17 protein-coding genes are annotated in these 17,033 nt (G+C 64.8%); 9 read left to right on the top strand and 8 right to left on the bottom strand.

Annotated features, from left to right (window positions below):
* Nucleotides 1-47 precede the first annotated feature (47 nt).
* Together CH273_RS07970 and CH273_RS07965 are read left to right on the top strand one after the other, a co-directional pair.
* Entirely contained in the window at nucleotides 48-1,001 is a 954-nt protein-coding gene (locus tag CH273_RS07970) for an ATP-binding cassette domain-containing protein (protein ID WP_230596614.1), read from the top strand.
* Nucleotides 998-1,831 (top strand): ABC transporter permease, encoded by an 834-nt coding sequence (locus CH273_RS07965; protein ID WP_032393914.1) that lies wholly within the window; start codon nucleotides 998-1,000, stop codon nucleotides 1,829-1,831. Before CH273_RS07970 ends, CH273_RS07965 begins: the two co-directional genes overlap by 4 nt.
* Here the strand turns inward: CH273_RS07965 and CH273_RS07960 are convergent.
* Entirely contained in the window at nucleotides 1,828-5,073 is a 3,246-nt protein-coding gene (locus tag CH273_RS07960) for a BTAD domain-containing putative transcriptional regulator (RefSeq protein ID WP_094637976.1), read from the bottom strand. The two genes, CH273_RS07965 and CH273_RS07960, sit on opposite strands and share 4 nt — an antisense overlap.
* A gap of 159 nt (nucleotides 5,074-5,232) precedes the next feature.
* Here CH273_RS07960 and CH273_RS07955 point away from each other — a divergent pair, with 159 nt between their 5' ends.
* Together CH273_RS07955 and CH273_RS07950 are read left to right on the top strand one after the other, a co-directional pair.
* Nucleotides 5,233-6,489, top strand: a complete 1,257-nt coding sequence (locus tag CH273_RS07955; RefSeq protein ID WP_143546188.1) for an Hsp70 family protein — start codon at nucleotides 5,233-5,235, stop codon at nucleotides 6,487-6,489.
* 47 nt (nucleotides 6,490-6,536) lie between these two features.
* A complete protein-coding gene (locus CH273_RS07950; RefSeq protein WP_032393912.1) occupies nucleotides 6,537-7,406 on the top strand; it encodes a 1,4-dihydroxy-2-naphthoate polyprenyltransferase in 870 nt (289 codons plus the stop codon).
* On the opposite strand, the gene CH273_RS07945 is transcribed toward CH273_RS07950, so the two are convergent.
* From CH273_RS07945 to CH273_RS07930, 4 genes are all read right to left on the bottom strand, one after another.
* Nucleotides 7,403-7,783 carry a phage holin family protein gene (locus CH273_RS07945; RefSeq protein WP_032393911.1) on the bottom strand — a complete coding sequence of 127 codons (381 nt, stop codon included), beginning with the start codon at nucleotides 7,781-7,783 and terminating at the stop codon, nucleotides 7,403-7,405. The genes CH273_RS07950 and CH273_RS07945 overlap by 4 nt on opposite strands.
* Nucleotides 7,784-7,815: 32 nt before the next feature.
* Nucleotides 7,816-8,325, bottom strand: coding sequence for a Clp protease N-terminal domain-containing protein (locus tag CH273_RS07940; RefSeq protein WP_032393910.1), 510 nt, complete (start codon nucleotides 8,323-8,325; stop codon nucleotides 7,816-7,818).
* Between the two features lie 6 nt (nucleotides 8,326-8,331).
* Complete coding sequence (locus tag CH273_RS07935; RefSeq protein WP_032393909.1) at nucleotides 8,332-8,547, bottom strand: hypothetical protein; 216 nt, start codon at nucleotides 8,545-8,547, stop codon at nucleotides 8,332-8,334.
* 65 nt (nucleotides 8,548-8,612) lie between these two features.
* Entirely contained in the window at nucleotides 8,613-8,954 is a 342-nt protein-coding gene (locus tag CH273_RS07930) for a nitroreductase/quinone reductase family protein (RefSeq protein ID WP_032393908.1), read from the bottom strand.
* A gap of 278 nt (nucleotides 8,955-9,232) precedes the next feature.
* Here CH273_RS07930 and CH273_RS07925 point away from each other — a divergent pair, with 278 nt between their 5' ends.
* From CH273_RS07925 to CH273_RS07915, 3 genes are read left to right on the top strand one after another with little or no spacing between them, the layout of a single operon-like run.
* Complete coding sequence (locus CH273_RS07925; RefSeq protein WP_179275435.1) at nucleotides 9,233-10,573, top strand: HNH endonuclease signature motif containing protein; 1,341 nt, start codon at nucleotides 9,233-9,235, stop codon at nucleotides 10,571-10,573.
* 26 nt (nucleotides 10,574-10,599) lie between these two features.
* Nucleotides 10,600-13,059 (top strand): aminopeptidase N, encoded by a 2,460-nt coding sequence (gene pepN, locus CH273_RS07920; RefSeq protein WP_032393906.1) that lies wholly within the window; start codon nucleotides 10,600-10,602, stop codon nucleotides 13,057-13,059.
* Between the two features lie 5 nt (nucleotides 13,060-13,064).
* Nucleotides 13,065-13,376 carry a hypothetical protein gene (locus CH273_RS07915; protein ID WP_032394177.1) on the top strand — a complete coding sequence of 104 codons (312 nt, stop codon included), beginning with the start codon at nucleotides 13,065-13,067 and terminating at the stop codon, nucleotides 13,374-13,376.
* Nucleotides 13,377-13,382: 6 nt separating this feature from the next.
* On the opposite strand, the gene cds1 is transcribed toward CH273_RS07915, so the two are convergent.
* Nucleotides 13,383-14,465: an L-cysteine desulfhydrase Cds1 gene (gene cds1, locus CH273_RS07910; protein WP_032393905.1), complete on the bottom strand. Its 1,083-nt coding sequence runs from the start codon at nucleotides 14,463-14,465 to the stop codon at nucleotides 13,383-13,385.
* Nucleotides 14,462-14,815 carry a DUF4229 domain-containing protein gene (locus tag CH273_RS07905; RefSeq protein ID WP_032394176.1) on the bottom strand — a complete coding sequence of 118 codons (354 nt, stop codon included), beginning with the start codon at nucleotides 14,813-14,815 and terminating at the stop codon, nucleotides 14,462-14,464. Before CH273_RS07905 ends, cds1 begins: the two co-directional genes overlap by 4 nt.
* Before the next feature lie 199 nt (nucleotides 14,816-15,014).
* On the opposite strand from CH273_RS07905, the gene CH273_RS07900 reads away from it, so the two are divergent.
* Together CH273_RS07900 and CH273_RS07895 are read left to right on the top strand one after the other, a co-directional pair.
* Nucleotides 15,015-15,230 carry a BldC family transcriptional regulator gene (locus CH273_RS07900; protein WP_008713732.1) on the top strand — a complete coding sequence of 72 codons (216 nt, stop codon included), beginning with the start codon at nucleotides 15,015-15,017 and terminating at the stop codon, nucleotides 15,228-15,230.
* Between the two features lie 135 nt (nucleotides 15,231-15,365).
* Nucleotides 15,366-15,563 carry a hypothetical protein gene (locus tag CH273_RS07895; RefSeq protein ID WP_032393904.1) on the top strand — a complete coding sequence of 66 codons (198 nt, stop codon included), beginning with the start codon at nucleotides 15,366-15,368 and terminating at the stop codon, nucleotides 15,561-15,563.
* 12 nt (nucleotides 15,564-15,575) lie between these two features.
* On the opposite strand, the gene CH273_RS07890 is transcribed toward CH273_RS07895, so the two are convergent.
* Nucleotides 15,576-16,865, bottom strand: a complete 1,290-nt coding sequence (locus CH273_RS07890; RefSeq protein WP_442981390.1) for a nucleotide-binding protein — start codon at nucleotides 16,863-16,865, stop codon at nucleotides 15,576-15,578.
* Nucleotides 16,866-17,033 lie beyond the last annotated feature (168 nt).

The following is a 17,033-nucleotide window of genomic DNA, read 5'->3' as shown; positions in this document are numbered from 1 at the left end:
AGCGCGACGTACGCGTCGTGCAAGCGCCCGGGGCGATGGTTGGCCCCATGACCACACCAGCAATCGAGGCCCAGAACCTCGTCAAGACATTCGGTAAGCAACGCGCCGTCGACGGCGTAGGCCTGACCGTTCCCACCGGGGCGGTCTACGGCGTCCTCGGCCCCAACGGCGCGGGCAAGACCACGACGGTCCGCATGCTCGCCACCCTCCTGCGACCCGACGGCGGCTCGGCCCGCATCTTCGGCCACGATGTCGTCGCCGACGCCACCGCCGTCCGGTCTCTCGTCGGTGTCACCGGCCAGTACGCCTCGGTCGACGAGGACCTCACCGCAACCGAGAATCTCGTCGTCTTCTCCCGGCTGCTCGGACTCGGCCGCCGCGAGAGCAAGGCCAAAGCCGCCGACCTCCTCGAGGAATTCGGGTTGACCGAGGCGGCGTCGAGGCCACTCAAGATGTTCTCCGGCGGCATGCGTCGACGCCTCGATCTGGCCGCGAGCTTGATCTCGGCACCACCGTTGCTCTTTCTCGACGAACCGACCACCGGCCTCGATCCCCGCACCCGAGCGCAGATGTGGGACACCATCCGTCGACTCGTCGCCGAGGGCTCGACCGTCCTGCTCACCACCCAGTACCTCGACGAGGCCGACCAACTGTGCGATCGAATCGCGGTGATCGACCACGGTCGTGTCATCGCCGAGAACACCGCCGACGGGCTCAAGTCGTCGGTAGGCACCTCCGCACTGTCTCTGACCCTCACGGACCGACACCGGATCGACGACGCCCGAGCTCTCGTCGCGACGCAACTGGGCACAGATGTGTCGGTCAGCCCCGAGTCCGCTCGACTGACCGCACCGATGACGGACACGTCGATGACCCCGGACATCTTGATTCGCTTGCGCGACTTCGGCATCGAGGTCGGCGAGATCACCGTCACCAAACCCAGCCTGGACGAGGTCTTCCTGACTCTCACCGGCAAGAGCGCAGACGAGGACGCAGCATGACCACTACACTCACCCGACGGTCTTCGACCTACATCGACCCCGCCGACCGACCGGTCGTGCGCCACATCGGTCTGGCCCGCACCGTCACCCAGTCGATCACCATGGGATACCGCGGGCTGCTCAAACTCCGCCACAATCCGGAACAGCTCACCGACGTGGTGCTGCTGCCGGTCATCTTCACCCTGATGTTCAGCTACATCTTCGGCGGTGCGGTTGCAGGCGACGTCACCTCGTACCTGCCGATGATCGTGCCGGGAATCCTGGTCCAGACGGTCATCACCGGGTCCGTCGTCACCGGCACCCAGCTGCGAGAAGACATGGACAAGGGCGTCTTCGACCGCTTCCGATCACTCCCGATCGCTCGAATCTCCCCGCTCGCAGGAGCATTGATGGCCGATGTCATCCGCTACCTGATCGCCGCCGTGGTCTGCTTCGCCACCGGCTTCGCGATGGGCTACCACCCGGCGGGCGGAGCACTCGGTCTACTCGGAGCCGTGCTGCTGGTGATGTTCTGTGCATGGGCGATCAGTTGGATCTTCGCACTGCTGGGCACCTTGATGAGCAAAGCCTCATCGGTTCAGGGCATCTCGATGCTGGTGTTGTTCCCACTGACGTTCCTGTCCAACGCCTTCGTCGACACCAGCACCATGCCGAGCTGGTTGCGCGCCTTCGCCGACGTCAACCCCGTCTCGCACCTGGTGACGGCCGTTCGTGAGCTGGCGAACAACGGGCACTTCGGAATTCACGTCGTGTACTCCCTCGTCGGCGGTGCCGTCATCGTCGCGATCTTCGCCCCACTGACCGTCCGCATGTACATGCGAAAGGCCTAGACGAGTGGAAGCAACCGCAGAATCTCGCGCAGCGCATCGTTTCTGGTGAATACAGCGGCCCGAGCGAGCCCGGCATCGACCGCACGGTCACCGGCAACCGCTCGGGCCGCACGCACATGTCGATCGATCCGCATCGACGGAAAGTCCTGCCGACCCACCGCCCTGCTCGACACCGCCAGCAACTCCACCCCCACGGCCCGGTTTCCGCGGTGAATCTCGAACGAACCCACCGCACACGCCACTGCGCCGAGCATCGGAACGTCGTAGAAACCGCCCGGTACCAACATATTCCACGGCTTGCGTGTCAACGCAGCCACCGCGTCGTCCATGTCCTCGGCGCGCCCGTGCAGAACGTGCGCACCGACAGCCGCACACACCAGAATCGTCATGAACGGATCGCTCGGATCCTCGGACGGCCACCCGCCCAACGCCAACGCCGCACGAAGACCCCCGAGACCCTGCTCGACGGCACCGTCCTCGAGATCCGCCGCCGCCCGCACCGCCGTCAGCGACGCTGAATTCGACCGCTGCTGAGCGTGATCCCAGCGGGCACCGACGTCGTCGCCCGAGGGTGGATCTAGGGTGAACTCCTGTCCCTGCGCCGCGGCCTCCAACTCGTCGATCAGTTCGCGTCCCTCGTCCACGCGACCGGCTCCGATCAACGCCATCGCCAGAAAAGCGCGCGTCTGCATACTCTCCTCGAACGCGTGCAGCTCCCACATGACGTCGGCCGAGGTTCGGTAATACTCCACAGCCCGGGAGTAGTCACCCGAGAGCCCGTACGAGCTCGCCAGCGTCTGCGACGTCGAGCCGACGGCCCACAGATCGCCTCGACGGCGCGCGATGGCTAGCGCCTGCTCCGCGTCTCGGATCGACTCGTACAGGCGACCCGAGTTCTGCGCCATCATCGAGCGAACGACGTACGCGTTGCAGCGAACGTCGTCGTGCTCGGATCGGATGGCACGGGCCAGTTTTCGGGCCAAACCTCGACCCCCGGCGTGGTGGACCACAACCTCCGAGTCGAAGCGCAACCCCGGCGACATCGCTGACCGACTGTTCAGCAGGTGCCGGAGATCTGTGCGAATGCGCGCTACCCGACGTAGATTCCCGCCGTAGGCGAAGTGGGCTGCCAGCACCAGCAGAGCCATCACGGCATTGTCGTCGGGCGTGCTGCCCATCCCGCCACGCATGCTGCTCATCACTCTGTCTGCCCAGTTGAGCACCTCCGAATGCGCCCCACGCATGGCCCAGAAGTAGCCCAGTACCGAGAACAAGGTACACACGTGGTCCGAAAACTGTTGCGCAAAAGAATGTCTCATCACCGACAGCAGGTTGTCGTGTTCGGCCTCCATCAGGGCGACCATCTCGGCCGGACGCCCACCCGAGTAGCCCGCGGACACCCGAACGGCGACGGACGCAGACCACTCCCGCAGTCGAGCTGCGACGGTTTCGGCCTCGCCACTGGCGTCGAGCTGCTCCTCGCCGTACTCGCGGACGGTCTCGAGCATGTGGTAGCGAATTCCGGTCGGCGATTCGACCACGCTGAGCATGGACTGATCGACCAGACCGTCGAGCGCAGCCGAAACATCATCCACCGCAGCCCATTGCGCCACCTGCCTCGCCGCGTCGAGATCGAATCCCGCCGGGAACCGGCACAGTCGACGCAAGGCCGCTTGTTCGGAGGCGTCGAGCAGATTCCAACTCCAGTCGATGACGGCGTGTAACGTCCGATGCCGTTCCGGCCTGGTTCGATCCGCCGATTTCAGAAGCGTGAAGCGACGATCGAGCCTCGCGTCGATCTCCTCGACGCTCATCGACTTGACCCGCGCCGCAGCCAGTTCGATCGCCAACGGCAGTCCGTCCAAGGTGCGGCACAGTCGGTTCACCGCGTCGGGTTCGAGGCGCGCCGACGGCCGGACCGCCCGTGCCCTGACGCAGAACAGCTCCGTCGCAGGCGAATTCGAGCCGACGACGCCCAACGACGGTAGCGGGAAGACCGACTCGGCCGTGATCCCCATCGGGGAACGTGACGTCGCCAGCACCGTCACCGCGTCGGACGACGCCACCAGGGCGTCGACCACTACCGCGACCTCGTCGATCACATGCTCGCAATTGTCGAGAATCAGCAATCCCCGCCGCGACGAGAAGACGTCGACCAATCGTTCCCGAATCGAATGGACCCGGGTGACCGGGAGGCCACCGACCTTGATGTCGGCCTCGGTGAGCCCCAGGGTCGCTCCGATCGCCGACGCGACGTCCTCTTCGCTGCGCAGCGATGCCAGTTCGACGAAGGCCACCGACATGTGGGCACCGGCGCGGCGACCGAGTTCGTGTGCGATCCGCGTCTTACCCGCGCCGCCGGGTCCGAGGACAGTGGTGACGCGAGAACTGCCGAGCAGTACCTCGATCGCGTCGAGGTCGTCGCCTCGTCCGATCAGTGCGTTCGGTGCGGCGCGCAGACCGATGGTCTGCAGCATCTTCGGCGCGGTGTGCCCCAGAATCTCGGTGTTCAACGCGGTCACGGCCGGCGAGGGGTCTGTTCCCAGACGGTCGGCGAGTTCGGATCGCAGTGCCGCGAACACCGAGAGGGCATCGTTGGATCTGCCCGCGCCGTGCAGTGCACGCATCAGGTCGGCGGTGGCGAGCTCGTCCGTCGGGTCCGCGGCGACTCGCGCCCGCGCGAGCGGAATGGCGTCGTCGAAACGGCGCAACCCGAGCAACGCCGAGATCTGGACGGACCTCAGCGCGACCTCGAGCAATTCGGCCTGCGCCCGGACCGGTTCCGCCGGCTCCCCTCGCCACAGGCCAGAGGCGTAGAGCACACCGTCGAGGGCGTCCTGCCACTGCGAAGCTGCGAGTCGACCCTCCGCGACCCGCGTGAGGACGCGGGCGCGTCCGAGGTCGGTGTCGTCACTGCCCAGAGCCAACCGATAGCCACCGCGGTCGCTCTCGAGAACACCTGCGGGCAACACCGAACGCAGCCGAGAGATCTGCGTCTGCAGAGCGTTCTTCGGCGAACGGGGAGGCTCGCCCGGCCACACCTCGTCGATGAGGGCCTGTGCCGACCGCATCCGCCCAGGTGCCAGCGCCAAGGCCACCAACAGGGCCTGCGCCCGCACACCCGGTACCGGAACCAGCTCGCTGTCGATTCGGGTCGCGACGACGCCGAGGATCCCCACCACCGGGAGGTCGGTCGTGAGGTCCTTCGTCCGAGGATGCGCGATATCGATGGGCACTGCCACCAGATCGTAGGCCGATGACGCGACCCCTTCGACCTGACGTTCGGATTGTTTCGAGCCTCTAACCAAACCGTGAGACGGTACAGTGTCCACGTCGCCTGTCACGAGGGCGAGTACGTCAGACCTGGACACCGTCACCGAAATGGAGAGGCCGGAGAAGCGATGCGTTCGTCAGTGGGTGTGTCCCTCGGCACGTGCGGCATTCGCACGGCTCGGACCACCGAAGACGGCGCATGGACCGACGGCACCCCGTTCGACGACTGGCAGCTCTCCCCCACGGCCGCGGACGTCGCCCGCGTCGTGCGCGGCATCGTCGACAGCCCGGACGCGCCCCAATCCCTCGGCGTCGCCTATCGCACCCCCGCGGAACGTACCGGGATCGCCGACGCGCTGGCCGAGGAGTACGTCTCCGACGTCCATCTCATCGACAGAACCGGCGCGGCAATGGAGTACCTGCGCCCAGGGCTTCCCTCCCACCATCGAACGATCGCGCTGTTCGACGCGGGCGAGACCGGCGTCGACGTCGACATCGTGGATGTCGAAACCGGCCGCTCCTACGGTTCGGCGCGGACCACCGCCATGAGCGGTGCCTCCTTCGACGCAGTGGTCCGTGAACACATACTCGGACTCGGCATAGTGCGTCCGCCCCACTCTCCCGACGAGGACAGCGCGCTGACGGCCTTCTGCCGCGGAATCAAGGAAGCTCTGTCCTCGCACCTGACCACCAGCACACCCGATGGCGAGCACATTCTCCTCGAACGGCACATCTTCGAGTTGTCCATCGCACGCTCCACCGAACAGGCCGCCGAGACGGTGCGCAGGCTCGGCCTGGAGGCCGAGTTCTATCCCGACGCCGTCATCGCCATCGGCGGCACGTCCAACGTCCCGTTGGTCCGGGCCACCCTCGAACGATTCCTGCAACTGCCGGTCGTCGTCCCGGACCGGCCCGAACTGGTCATCGCCGGTGGTGCCGCGGTACACGCCACCCACGTCGACGCGACCCACGTGCCGCCCGTCGTCTCGCACCGTCCCGCCCTTACTCGACTGGGCATGATCGCGCTGCCGATCGCGGGCGTCATCGCCGCAATCGGACTGTTCACCGCACTCGGATCCAGCGACGAGAATCAACAACTGAGCACCCCCGCCAGCGTCGGCGAATCGGTTCCACAGACCACGACACCCGCTGCCACCAGGACCACGACGCCCACATCGTCGCCGCCCCCCGACATCCCACCTCCCCCGCCGACCACCACCGCGCCTGCGCCTGCTGCCGCGAATTCCGCGCCCTACGTGCAGTACCAGCAGCCGCACTACTACCCGCCGGCACCTCCGCCCGCCCCCACGGTGCCCCTGCCCCAGATTCCTGGTGTCCAGATGCCCGTGATCCCGCTGCCGGTATTGCCGCGCCTACCGTTCTGACCGGCCGCGTTCTCACCCGTCGGACAGATACGGAAAGATCGTCGCTCATGGCCACCACTGCGCAATGGATCGAAGGTGCGCGACCGCGCACACTCCCGAATGCGATCGCCCCCGTCCTCGTCGGCACCGGTGCGGCCGTGTCGCTGGACGGTGGAGTGTGGTGGAAGGCGCTGCTGGCGTTGGTCGTCTCGTTGGCTCTGATCGTGGGCGTCAACTTCGCCAACGATTACTCCGACGGAATCCGCGGCACCGACGACGATCGAGTCGGGCCCCTGAGACTGGTCGGCTCGAAGGCCGCGTCCGCCGGGGCCGTCAAGAAGGCCGCGATCGGTTGCTTCGCCGTCGGCGCTGTGGCCGGACTGGTCCTGGCTGCGACCAGCGCGTGGTGGCTGATCGTCGTCGGACTGGTCTGCATCGCCGGAGCCTGGTACTACACCGGCGGCTCGAAGCCGTACGGCTACAGCGGTTTCGGCGAGATAGCAGTGTTCGTGTTCTTCGGTCTCGTCGCGGTTCTCGGCACCCAGTTCGTACAGGCCGAGCAGATCGACTGGGCCGGAGTGCTGGCAGCGGTGGCCGTCGGCTCGTTCTCGAGCGCGGTCCTCGTCGCGAACAACCTTCGCGATATCCCCACCGACACCGAGTCGGGAAAGCTCACCCTCGCAGTGCGATTGGGCGACGCCCGCACCCGCTACCTGCATCTCGCGCTACTGGTGGTGCCGTTCGCGATGACCGTCGTTCTGATCGCTCGCACCCCGTGGGCACTCGTCGGCCTGCTCGCACTTCCCTTCGCCGCTCGCGCGAACTCCCCGGTACGCAAGGGAGCTCACGGATTCGAGCTGATTCCGGCACTGCGTGATTCGGGCCTGGCGATGCTCGTCTGGGGCGCGAGCACCGGCGTGGCTTTGGCCTTCGCCTAACGCTTGTCCGGCACCAACGCACCCAGCAGAAAGTTCACGATCGAGATGATGATCGCACCCCAGAACGCGGCGGCGAACCCGACGATCTCGAGACCGTAGCCGGTCTGCGACGACAGCCAGCCCGTCAACAACAGCATCAACGCGTTGATCACGAGAGTGAACAGCCCGAGCGTCAGAATCAGCAACGGCAAGGACAGCAGCTGCACCAGCGGCTTGATGAACGCATTGACGATCGTCAACACCGCCGCGATACCGAGCAGCACCACGATGTCCCACCCGTCGCCGCGCCCCGAACTGGTGACAGTGATGCCATCCACGAATTCTTTGGCAACCCAGATGGCAACGGCGTTGATCACGAGCCGAATCAAGAAGTTCATGGCGCCATCGTAGGGTCGCAGACGGCCGAGAGCTACGACGTCCGAACGAGCGAGACGATCGATCGCAACTGCTGGAGCGAACCTTGCTGCTGCACCAGTTCGCTGAACGAAGGATCGGCACCGCGAACCAAACCGAGAAGAACATGTTCGACGCCGATCTCGCGGTCCCGTCGTTCGACGGCTTCCTTCAGCGACAGCTTCAACACTTCTTTCGCCGATGGGGCGAAAGGGAGATGATGCGATGACGCCTGTGCGCCCTCCAGCGCACCCGAACCGAGAGCGGAGTCGATCGTCGAGACGACAGCGTCCAGGTCGATTCCCAGGAACCTCAACGCACGCGCATCCTGAGACTGCACGTTCGCGAGCACTTCGTCGACGGTGAACCCGGCCTCGCCCAGCGACGTCTGCAATGGCTCGTCGGCGACGGACAGCACGCCGAGAAACAGATGTACAGGCTCCACTCGGGGCGAGTGCAGAGTCCCTGCGTGACCCTGAGCGCTGATGACGACAGATCTGGCCGACTTGGTGAATCGCTCGAACATTGTTGCCTACCTTCCCTTTCCGCCGTGCTTCTTGTGGACTGCCTGCCTGCTGACTCCGAGCGAGTCCGCGATTGCCTGCCAGGCCCAACCATTGCGTCGAGCGTTCTGGACCTGAACGGCCTCCAGGCGCTCGAGCAACCGCCGAAGAGCGGCTACCGCACGCAGACCCTCCCCCGGATCGGAACTGGCGGCTGCGGCGGCAAGTGCAGTGGCTTCGGTCATGATGTCAATCTAAGTTGACAGAAGGCAGCTGTCAACCCCAGTTGACGCGTTGGTATACGACGCAGTCAGCGATCCAAAGCGATGTCGACAGTCACCCGCCCGCGATCGTCGCGGGTCGCCGTCGCCAGGCCGGAGTAGTGAACGCCGCCGAGATCGACGTCGACGCGACCGCCGTCGTTCGTGAAGTTTCGCCACCAGTTCTTCTTGTCCGGCATGGCCACCCTGACTTTCAGGTGATCACCTTTCCGGCCGATAGAAAGCGGTAGCGAGATCTTCTTGCCGGACCTTCGGCCGGTGTACGTCAGGATCCCCATCGAACGTCCGAGAACCCTGTCGAGCACGGGCGCTTTCATCACGACCATGAAAACCCTGTTGAACGCTGCTGCCGATTTCTGGAAGGTGTTCACTTCGCCTCCTCCGGAGTCCCCCTGCACGTGAGGAAAAGCGTAGCGGCGTTGCTGCTCTATGGCATCGTCACTGCGAGGACACACCGCCCTCCATCGACTCGGCCACTACGTCCAGGGCTTCGAGGACTTGTGTGATTGCGGTAGTCGACCTCGTCGGATGCTCGAACAGGACGGGAGAACTTGTCGGTGGCCGGTTCTACACTTCTCGGCATCGGGTCGAATACGTGTTCGGCCCTTCGTCGCTGGGGGGTGACATGGGGCTACGCGAGTCGACGTGGATGGCTGACGATCACTCTGCTCTCGCCGACGTCCTCGGTGCGCGCAGAAGGATCAACGCTGCTGCCGCATCGGAACTGTCGCTCATGGACGATTACGTTCGCGGCCGAACGGCATGCGCATCCCCGTGGGACACGGGAGTAACCGAAAAGGATCTCTACAGTTCGGCGATCTGCGAGCTGGCAGCGGCGCTGTCGTCCACCTTCGCATCGGTCAACAACAGGGTGCAGATGTGGCGCCGATTGCAGCCGTCGGTGAAGTTTCGATTCGTCGACGGTTCGCTCGACATGGAGCGGGTCAGGACGATTCACGATCACTTGCTCCACGCTCGTCCGAGCACGGTGGTCGATATCGAAGCCGAGGTTCTCAAGGCCGCTGGAGAAATGGCGCCCGGTGCCCTGGGACGCGAGATCGATCGGCTGCTCACCGAGGCCGATCCGGAGTGGGACAGCGACGTGCGCAAGCGTGCCGCGCGCACGGAGAAGAGAATCCGGTTGCGGAGACGAGCACGGGGCCTGTCCAGCCTGACCGCGGTGATGACCGACGGTGAAGCCGACGAACAGATTTCACGAATCGACGCCGTGATCGCGCGACTGCACCCGGAGGACCCTCGATCCCCCGATCAACGACGAGGCGAAGCACACACTGCGTTGATGCGTGGCGAAACACTGGTCTGCCAGTGCGCGACGTGCCTGATCGCTCGTGGTGACACCGCCACTCCCGAGTCCGAGGACCCGCAGCCAACTGGCGCCACCGACGCTTCGGCCGACGACACATCCAGCGCGAGTAATGAATCCGCGCCGAAGGGGCCTGTTGGACCGATCGGGCAACCGCCACCGGCCACAGCACCACCCGAGAACACAGCACCACCCGAGAACACAGCACAACCCGACCAGGCGTCGCCGCCCGGTGATAGACCGCGCCCGCGACCGGGAGGAGGGACGCTCATCGAACGTTGGCGGGCCGTCGTCGAGCGCAATCCTCTCGGCGAGCACGCGCTCTACCCCGACGGACACGGAGGTATGACGGTTCCGCCGCCGGGGGCACTGTCCTACAAACCGAGTAGGGCACTCGCGGCGCGGGTACGAGCCGACCATCCGTACTGCCTGCATCCTGGCTGCGACGTGCCTTCGGATCGGTGCGATCTGGACCACATCGTCGAGTTCGACCGGCAGAATCCGAAGCGAGGCGGCTGGACGATCCCGACGAACATCGGCCCGCGCTGTCGGCTCCACCACAACCTGAAAACACGCAAACTCTGGCACACCGAATTGCTGCCGGAGGGGGTGTTGCACATCGTCGATCCACTCGGACGCCACTACTTCACTGCGCCGACTCTGTGATGATTCCATCGCATAGGGTTGGTTCGGTGAGCACCGCGAATCTGACCCGGACCGAAACTCGCAGGCGATCGCGCCACATCAGCGGGGTGAATTATCGCGTTCACCTGGACCTTCTGCGCGCAGAAGACATGGACCTCGACACCTTCGAGACCGTGACGACCATCGAATTCGACGCGACGACCGCTGCGACATGGGTGGATTTCATCGGTGCGACAGTCGACGAAGTCACCGTCAACGGCATCGACGCGGCGGTCGATTACGACGGCTCCCGCATTCAACTGGTCGGGCTTACCGAGCACAACATCGTTCGGATTCGCGCGCACGGACGGTACAGCAGGACTGGCGAGGGACTGCACCGATTCGTCGATCCCGTCGACGACAACGTCTATCTCTACACGCAGTACGAACCGGCCGATGCACGCCGGGTGTTCGCGAACTTCGAGCAACCGGATCTCAAAGCCCCCTTCACCCTGACGGTCACGGCTCCGCCGACGTGGATCGTGCTGTCGAACCGCGAGGGAATCACTGCCGACTCGGTCACCACCTTCGTGCCGACCCTGCCGATATCGACGTACATCACCGCAGTTGCAGCAGGCCCGTATCACTGCGTCCAATCATCCTGGACGCGAGGCGAACTCACCGTCCCTCTCGGTGCGTACTGCCGGGCGTCTCTCTCCGAGTACTTCGATGCCGAGGACATCTTCGACATCACGAAGCGGGGGCTGGACTTCTTTCACGACAAGTTCGACTACCCGTACCCGTTCGGAAAGTACGACCAGATCTTTGTCCCCGAATACAACCTCGGCGCGATGGAGAATCCCGGCCTGGTCACGTTCACCGAATCGTATGTATTCCGTTCTGCGGCAACCGAAGCCCAGTACGAGGCCCGCGCAAACACGATTCTGCACGAGATGGCGCACATGTGGTTCGGCGACCTCGTCACGATGCAGTGGTGGGACGACCTGTGGCTGAAGGAATCCTTCGCGGACTTCATGGGTGCGTACGCGTCGGCCGAGGCGGCCCGATTCACCGATGCCTGGGTCAGTTTCGCCAACCGACGAAAAGCGTGGGCATACCTGCAGGACCAACTCCCGACCACCCACCCTATCGTCGCCGACATCACCGACCTCGAGGCTGCGAAGCTCAACTTCGACGGCATCACCTACGCCAAGGGGGCGAGCGTCCTCAAACAACTCGGAGCGTTCGTGGGTGCAGATGCCTTCTTCGCCGCTTCCCGCAACTACTTTCGCACCCACGCTTTCGGAAACACCACGCTGACGGATCTACTGAGCGAGATGTCCGCGGCGAGCGGGCGCGACCTCGATACCTGGGCTGCAGCATGGCTGCAGACCACCGGCGTCTCGACGCTCAGCTACACCGGCGATGCCGTCGAGCAGACAGACCCGCGGCCTCACCGAATCGCCGTCGGGCTTTACGATCTCGACGAGGCGGGGAATTTGACGAGAACGCACCGCCGAGAACTCGACATCTCCGATGCACGAACGCCGGTCGACTTTCCCGATGCCGCACTGGTGCTGCTCAACGACGACGACCTGACGTACGCCAAGATCCGATTCGACGAGCGCTCGATCACCACCGTGCGGAACCACCTCGATCGCATCGTCGATCCCCTCGCCCGAGGCCTGGTGTGGTCGGCACTGTGGAACTCCACCCGCGACGCCGAGATGTCTGCACTCGAATACATCGACATCGCAACCAGATTCGCGCCCAACGAGCCCAAGATCGGCCTTCTGTCGGCGGTCACCGCGAACGTGGCGTACGCCCTCGAGCACTACCTCCCGGAGGACCGACGGGACGAACCGACCCGGCAGTGGCTTGAGGCGTCGTGGACGCAACTGCACGCGAGCGAGCCGGGGAGCGACGCCCAGTTGGTGTGGGGGCGAGCCACCGCGGCCGCCGCCCAACTCGACGGTTCCCGCGCAGTCGAACTGCGCGCACTTCTCGACGGCACAGCGACGGTGCCAGGTTTACGTCTCGATCCCGATCAGCGCTGGTCGTTCTGGTTGGCCCTGGCCGCAACCGGGAACGCGACCGCAGCCGAGCTCGACGCCGAGCTGACCACCGACAACACCTTGTCGGGACGCACCGCACACACCGCGGCATCGACGGCGATACCCGATGCCGAGGTCAAGGCGAGGGCGTGGACTGCCATCACCGAGCGCGACGATGCGTCCAACGACGTTCTCGACGCCTTCATCACCGGTTTCGGGGCCGGGCACCGACCGGATCTGACCCAGCCCTACGGCAATCGTTACTTCGAGACCATCTCCTCGTTGTGGACCTCGCGCAGCATCGAGATCGCCAGGCGAATCGTGGTCCGTCTGTTCCCGCAGCAGTCGTCGACGGAGGCCGTGGACAGCTGGCTCGCCGAGCACGAATGGGCACCGGCTGCCCTGCGGCGCTTGGTGATCGAGCAACGAGACCACCTGGCGAGAAGCCTCCGAGTGCAGGCGCGGCTAGGGTGATGGCCATGCCCACCAACGACACTCGCCGCTCGCTTGCCACGTCCGCGCTCGCTGCCGGCGGTCTGCTCGGCGGCTTCGCCGTTGCCCGGCAGTCCCACAATCGTCAGCTCGGCGGAGCGGTGCTCGCAGCCGTCGGGGTGGCATGCACGACCCGCTGGCAGAGATCCTCGGGTTCGGTCCGTGCCGGCGCCTTGCTCGGGATCTACCTCGTCGCGTTCGGTGCCTCGCACCCGCTGGCCAAGAAGATCGGTGCCTGGCCGGCGGTCGCCGCGGTGTCGGCCGCAACTGCAGCGGCATCGATGGCGGTGAGCAAGTAGGTCCGCTCAGAGCACCCCGGTCCGAACGAACTGTTCGAGCGCTGCCGTTGGTTCGTCGAGATCCATGCCCTGGTTCGAGACCCATGTGTCGTCGAAATAGGTCTGCGAATACCGATCTCCGCCGTCGCACAGCAGTGTCACCACGCTCCCACTGCGGCCGGCGGCGATCATTTCCGCGATCAATCCGAACGCACCCCAGATGTTGGTTCCCGTCGATCCACCCACTCGTTTGCCGAGTGCGTCCGAGGTGAATCGTGCGGCGGCCACCGAGGCGGCGTCGGGCACTGCGATCATTCGATCGATCACCTGGCCGACGAACGAGGGTTCGACGCGCGGTCGACCGATGCCCTCGATGCGTGAGGACCGCCCTGTTTCGTAGCCTGCATCTCCCGACTCGTAGCCGCCGATGAACGCGGAGTTCTCGGGGTCGACCACGGCCAGTTGCGTTGCATGCCTTCGATATCGGATGTAGCGGCCGATGGTGGCACTGGTCCCTCCGGTCCCCGCACCGACCACCACCCAGTCGGGAATGGGGCACTCCTCGAGCCGAAGTTGGTCGAAGATGGACTCGGCGATGTTGTTGTTTCCGCGCCAGTCGGTGGCTCGTTCGGCGTGCGTGAACTGGTCCATGTAGTGACTGTCGGGCTCGGCCGCGAGTCGATGTGCCTCGGTGTACATCTCACCGGGCTTGTCGACGAAGTGACATCTTCCGCCGTGAGACTCGATGAGTGCGACCTTGGCGGGACTGGTACTGCGTGGCATCACGGCGACGAACTTCAGTCCGAGCAGTCCGGCGAAATACGCTTCACTGACGGCAGTGGAACCCGACGAGGCCTCGATCACCGTGGTGCGTTCGGTGACCCAGCCGTTGCAGATCGCGTACAGGAAGAGCGACCGAGCCAGCCGATGCTTCAGGCTGCCGGTGATGTGCGTCGACTCGTCTTTCAGATACAGCGAGATTCCCCAGGCCGCGGGGAGGGGGTATCGCAGCAGGTGCGTATCGGCGCTGCGCTGGGAATCGGCCTCGATCAACCGGACCGCGTTGTCGACCCACGCCCGGGATCCCGAATGATCGACCGACCTGGTCACTTCTTGCCGTCTTCACCGCGCAGCTTCGACTGCAGGTCCGCGCGCGCGGCGCGCCTGTCCTCGTCGACGGCTGCGATGGACTCGTTGACGCGGATGCGCATGTTCTTGAACAAGAGCAGCGAGAGCGGTAGTGAGATCAGCACCGAAAAAATCGCGGCCACGAGTACCGGGACCTCGACGCCGAAGAGTAAACCGACGCCGACGATGACGGCCGCGATCACGACGACGAGCGCCAGTCGCGCGAAGGTGTAGACACCGAGGTTCACGGCGAGTGACTTCTTCGCCGACCTTCCTGGCGCGCCATTTCCGCTGGTGGGATCGTTGCTCTCGGCATTCGTCGCGTCGCTCACGGGTCCCAATCTACCGGGCTCGGCAGCCACTCCGACCCACCCCCAGCATGACCGATTTGTCCATTACCTCCCCTTTACCAACCTTGTATCAGTCGAGTACCTAGGGGTTCGAGTGCAACCATGGGGATCGAACGCAGCAGACCGATATCTCCGGTTCGACGCATATGCACCGAACCGCATCGTAGGAGGACACGACAAGATGAGCGCACCCACATTTCACAAGGCTCAGGACTCACTGCTCACTCCGGGTCAGGTAGCCGCGCTTTTCCACGTCGACCCCAAGACAGTGACGCGCTGGGCACATGCCGGCCGCCTCGGATCCCTCCGCACTCCGGGCGGGCACCGTCGATTCCGCGAGACCGAAGTCATGCAGTTGCTGACCTCACTGACGACGGAAGCCGGCACACACCACTGATCGGCTGGCTCTGAGGCCGATCCACCCGCAGTATCCGCACCCGTACGAACTCATCGAACATTCTCAGGAATCTTCGACGCTCGACGGGTGCGGAGGTGGTTGCATCACAGCTACTCTCGTAGTAGGAGGTGCGTCGTGATCTATCTTTTGGCGTTGATCGGCTTGGTGGCAGTAATCGTGCTGTTCTGGAAGGCATTCGGACCCAGTACGCAGGCTCCACCCACCCGCACTGTGGGACCCGATGACGATCCCGATTTTCTGTGGCGGATCAACCGTGAGGCTCGCCGCGGAGGGAAAGACGGAACCGAGGCCGGCACCGAACCCAGCGAATAGGTCCGGTGGTTCTCAGTTGCGTTGGGCAGCGGTGGGCGCGTCGGGGAATCCCGCCGCTACCGCCGCCGCGACTTCCAGCAGTGCCTTTCGTGTGCGCCCACGAAGACGATCGAGTTCGATTTCCGCCCCCTCCTCGAGATGCGGGTCGAACGGGATCGTGCGAACCCGAGCGCAACGCTGCTCGAAATGTTCGACAACTTTCTGCAGGTCGACCTTTCCGGCCCTATGCCGAACGCCGTTGACGACCGCGACCGATGTGGCGACCAGTTCCCGGTAGCCGTGCGCATCGAGCCAATCCAGCGTTGCCGACGCGCTGCGCACACCATCCACCGACCCCGAGCTGACCACCACCAGAGTGTCGGCTCCCTCGAGAATTCTTTCCATGGCCGAGTGCATCAGACCGGTGCCGCAATCGGTGATGACGATGCTGTAGAACTTCTCCAACAGCGACACCGCGCGATCGTAATCCTCACCGCTGAATGCCTCCGAGGCTGCCGGATCCGAATCGGATGCCAACACCTCCAGTCGATGCACGTTCTGCGACGTGTATGCCCTCACGTCGCTGTAGCGGTCCAGAGACTGTATGTCGCGCAACAGATTACGGACGGTGGAGGTCGTCTCGAGCGGCACCTTCTGACCCAGCGTTCCGCGATCGGGGTTGGCGTCGATCGCGATCACCCGATCACCTCGAATCTCGGCGAACGTCGAGCCGAGGGTGGCCGTCGTCGTGGTCTTGCCGACACCGCCCTTCAGCGACAGCACCGCGACTCGATGGCATCCGACAAGAGGCCGATCCACCTGCGCGGTCAAGGCCGAGCGTCGCTGCTGGGCGGCACTGTTTCCGACATCCACACGACCACCCGTCATCAGATACAACGCCCGACGCCACCCTCCCAGCGGCGGCGCATTCCCCGATCGGACGAGCAACGAACTGCCGAGATCGAGTGAGGAGACCTGCTGCTCCGCCGACCGACTCTGGTCGAAGGCCGCCGGTGCCGGTGCCGGTGCGACCACCATCGCGCCACTCGGGGCTTGCCTGAGCTGCTGGGGCTGACCAGGATGCGGCTGATTCGGGTGTTGCCGACCGGGCCACTGGCCGGGCTGAGGTCCCCATTGTGTCTGAGGGTTCCACTGATTCTGGGTATGCCACTGGCCCTCCGCCACCGAGTGCTGCTGCGGATCGCCGTGGTTCTGCGGTGCCCAATTGTGTTGCGGCCCAGCCTGATTCTGCGGAGCCAACTGATTGTGCGAAGCCCACTGGTTCTGGGGCCCCGGGTTCTGAGGGGCCCAGTTCTGAGGCACCGAGTTCTGAGGGGCCAAGTTCTGAGGCACCGAATTCTGAGCAGCCCAGTTCTGCGGAACCGAGTTCTGAGGAGCCGAGTTCTGAGGCACCGGGCCCGAAGGCACCGGGCCCGAAGGCATCGGGCCTGACGGCATCGGACCCTGCGGCGGGGGTGGTGCCGACGCGAC

This window comes from Rhodococcus sp. 05-339-2, from assembly GCF_002258965.1.
Classification (GTDB): Bacteria; Actinomycetota; Actinomycetes; order Mycobacteriales; family Mycobacteriaceae; genus Rhodococcoides.
Note: the sequence above shows the minus strand (reverse complement) of the source record. Positions and strands in the feature narration are given on the sequence as shown.

Excerpts from the sequence above, each read along its gene's own strand:
- CH273_RS07970 (WP_230596614.1), top strand. The coding sequence starts at position 48 with ATGACCACACCAGCAATCGAGGCCCAGAACCTCGTCAAGACATTCGGT.
- CH273_RS07965 (WP_032393914.1), top strand. The coding sequence starts at position 998 with ATGACCACTACACTCACCCGACGGTCTTCGACCTACATCGACCCCGCC.
- CH273_RS07955 (WP_143546188.1), top strand. The coding sequence starts at position 5,233 with ATGCGTTCGTCAGTGGGTGTGTCCCTCGGCACGTGCGGCATTCGCACG.
- CH273_RS07950 (WP_032393912.1), top strand. The coding sequence starts at position 6,537 with ATGGCCACCACTGCGCAATGGATCGAAGGTGCGCGACCGCGCACACTC.
- CH273_RS07945 (WP_032393911.1), bottom strand. The coding sequence starts at position 7,783 with ATGAACTTCTTGATTCGGCTCGTGATCAACGCCGTTGCCATCTGGGTT.
- CH273_RS07940 (WP_032393910.1), bottom strand. The coding sequence starts at position 8,325 with ATGTTCGAGCGATTCACCAAGTCGGCCAGATCTGTCGTCATCAGCGCT.
- CH273_RS07935 (WP_032393909.1), bottom strand. The coding sequence starts at position 8,547 with ATGACCGAAGCCACTGCACTTGCCGCCGCAGCCGCCAGTTCCGATCCG.
- CH273_RS07925 (WP_179275435.1), top strand. The coding sequence starts at position 9,233 with ATGGCTGACGATCACTCTGCTCTCGCCGACGTCCTCGGTGCGCGCAGA.
- CH273_RS07915 (WP_032394177.1), top strand. The coding sequence starts at position 13,065 with ATGCCCACCAACGACACTCGCCGCTCGCTTGCCACGTCCGCGCTCGCT.
- CH273_RS07900 (WP_008713732.1), top strand. The coding sequence starts at position 15,015 with ATGAGCGCACCCACATTTCACAAGGCTCAGGACTCACTGCTCACTCCG.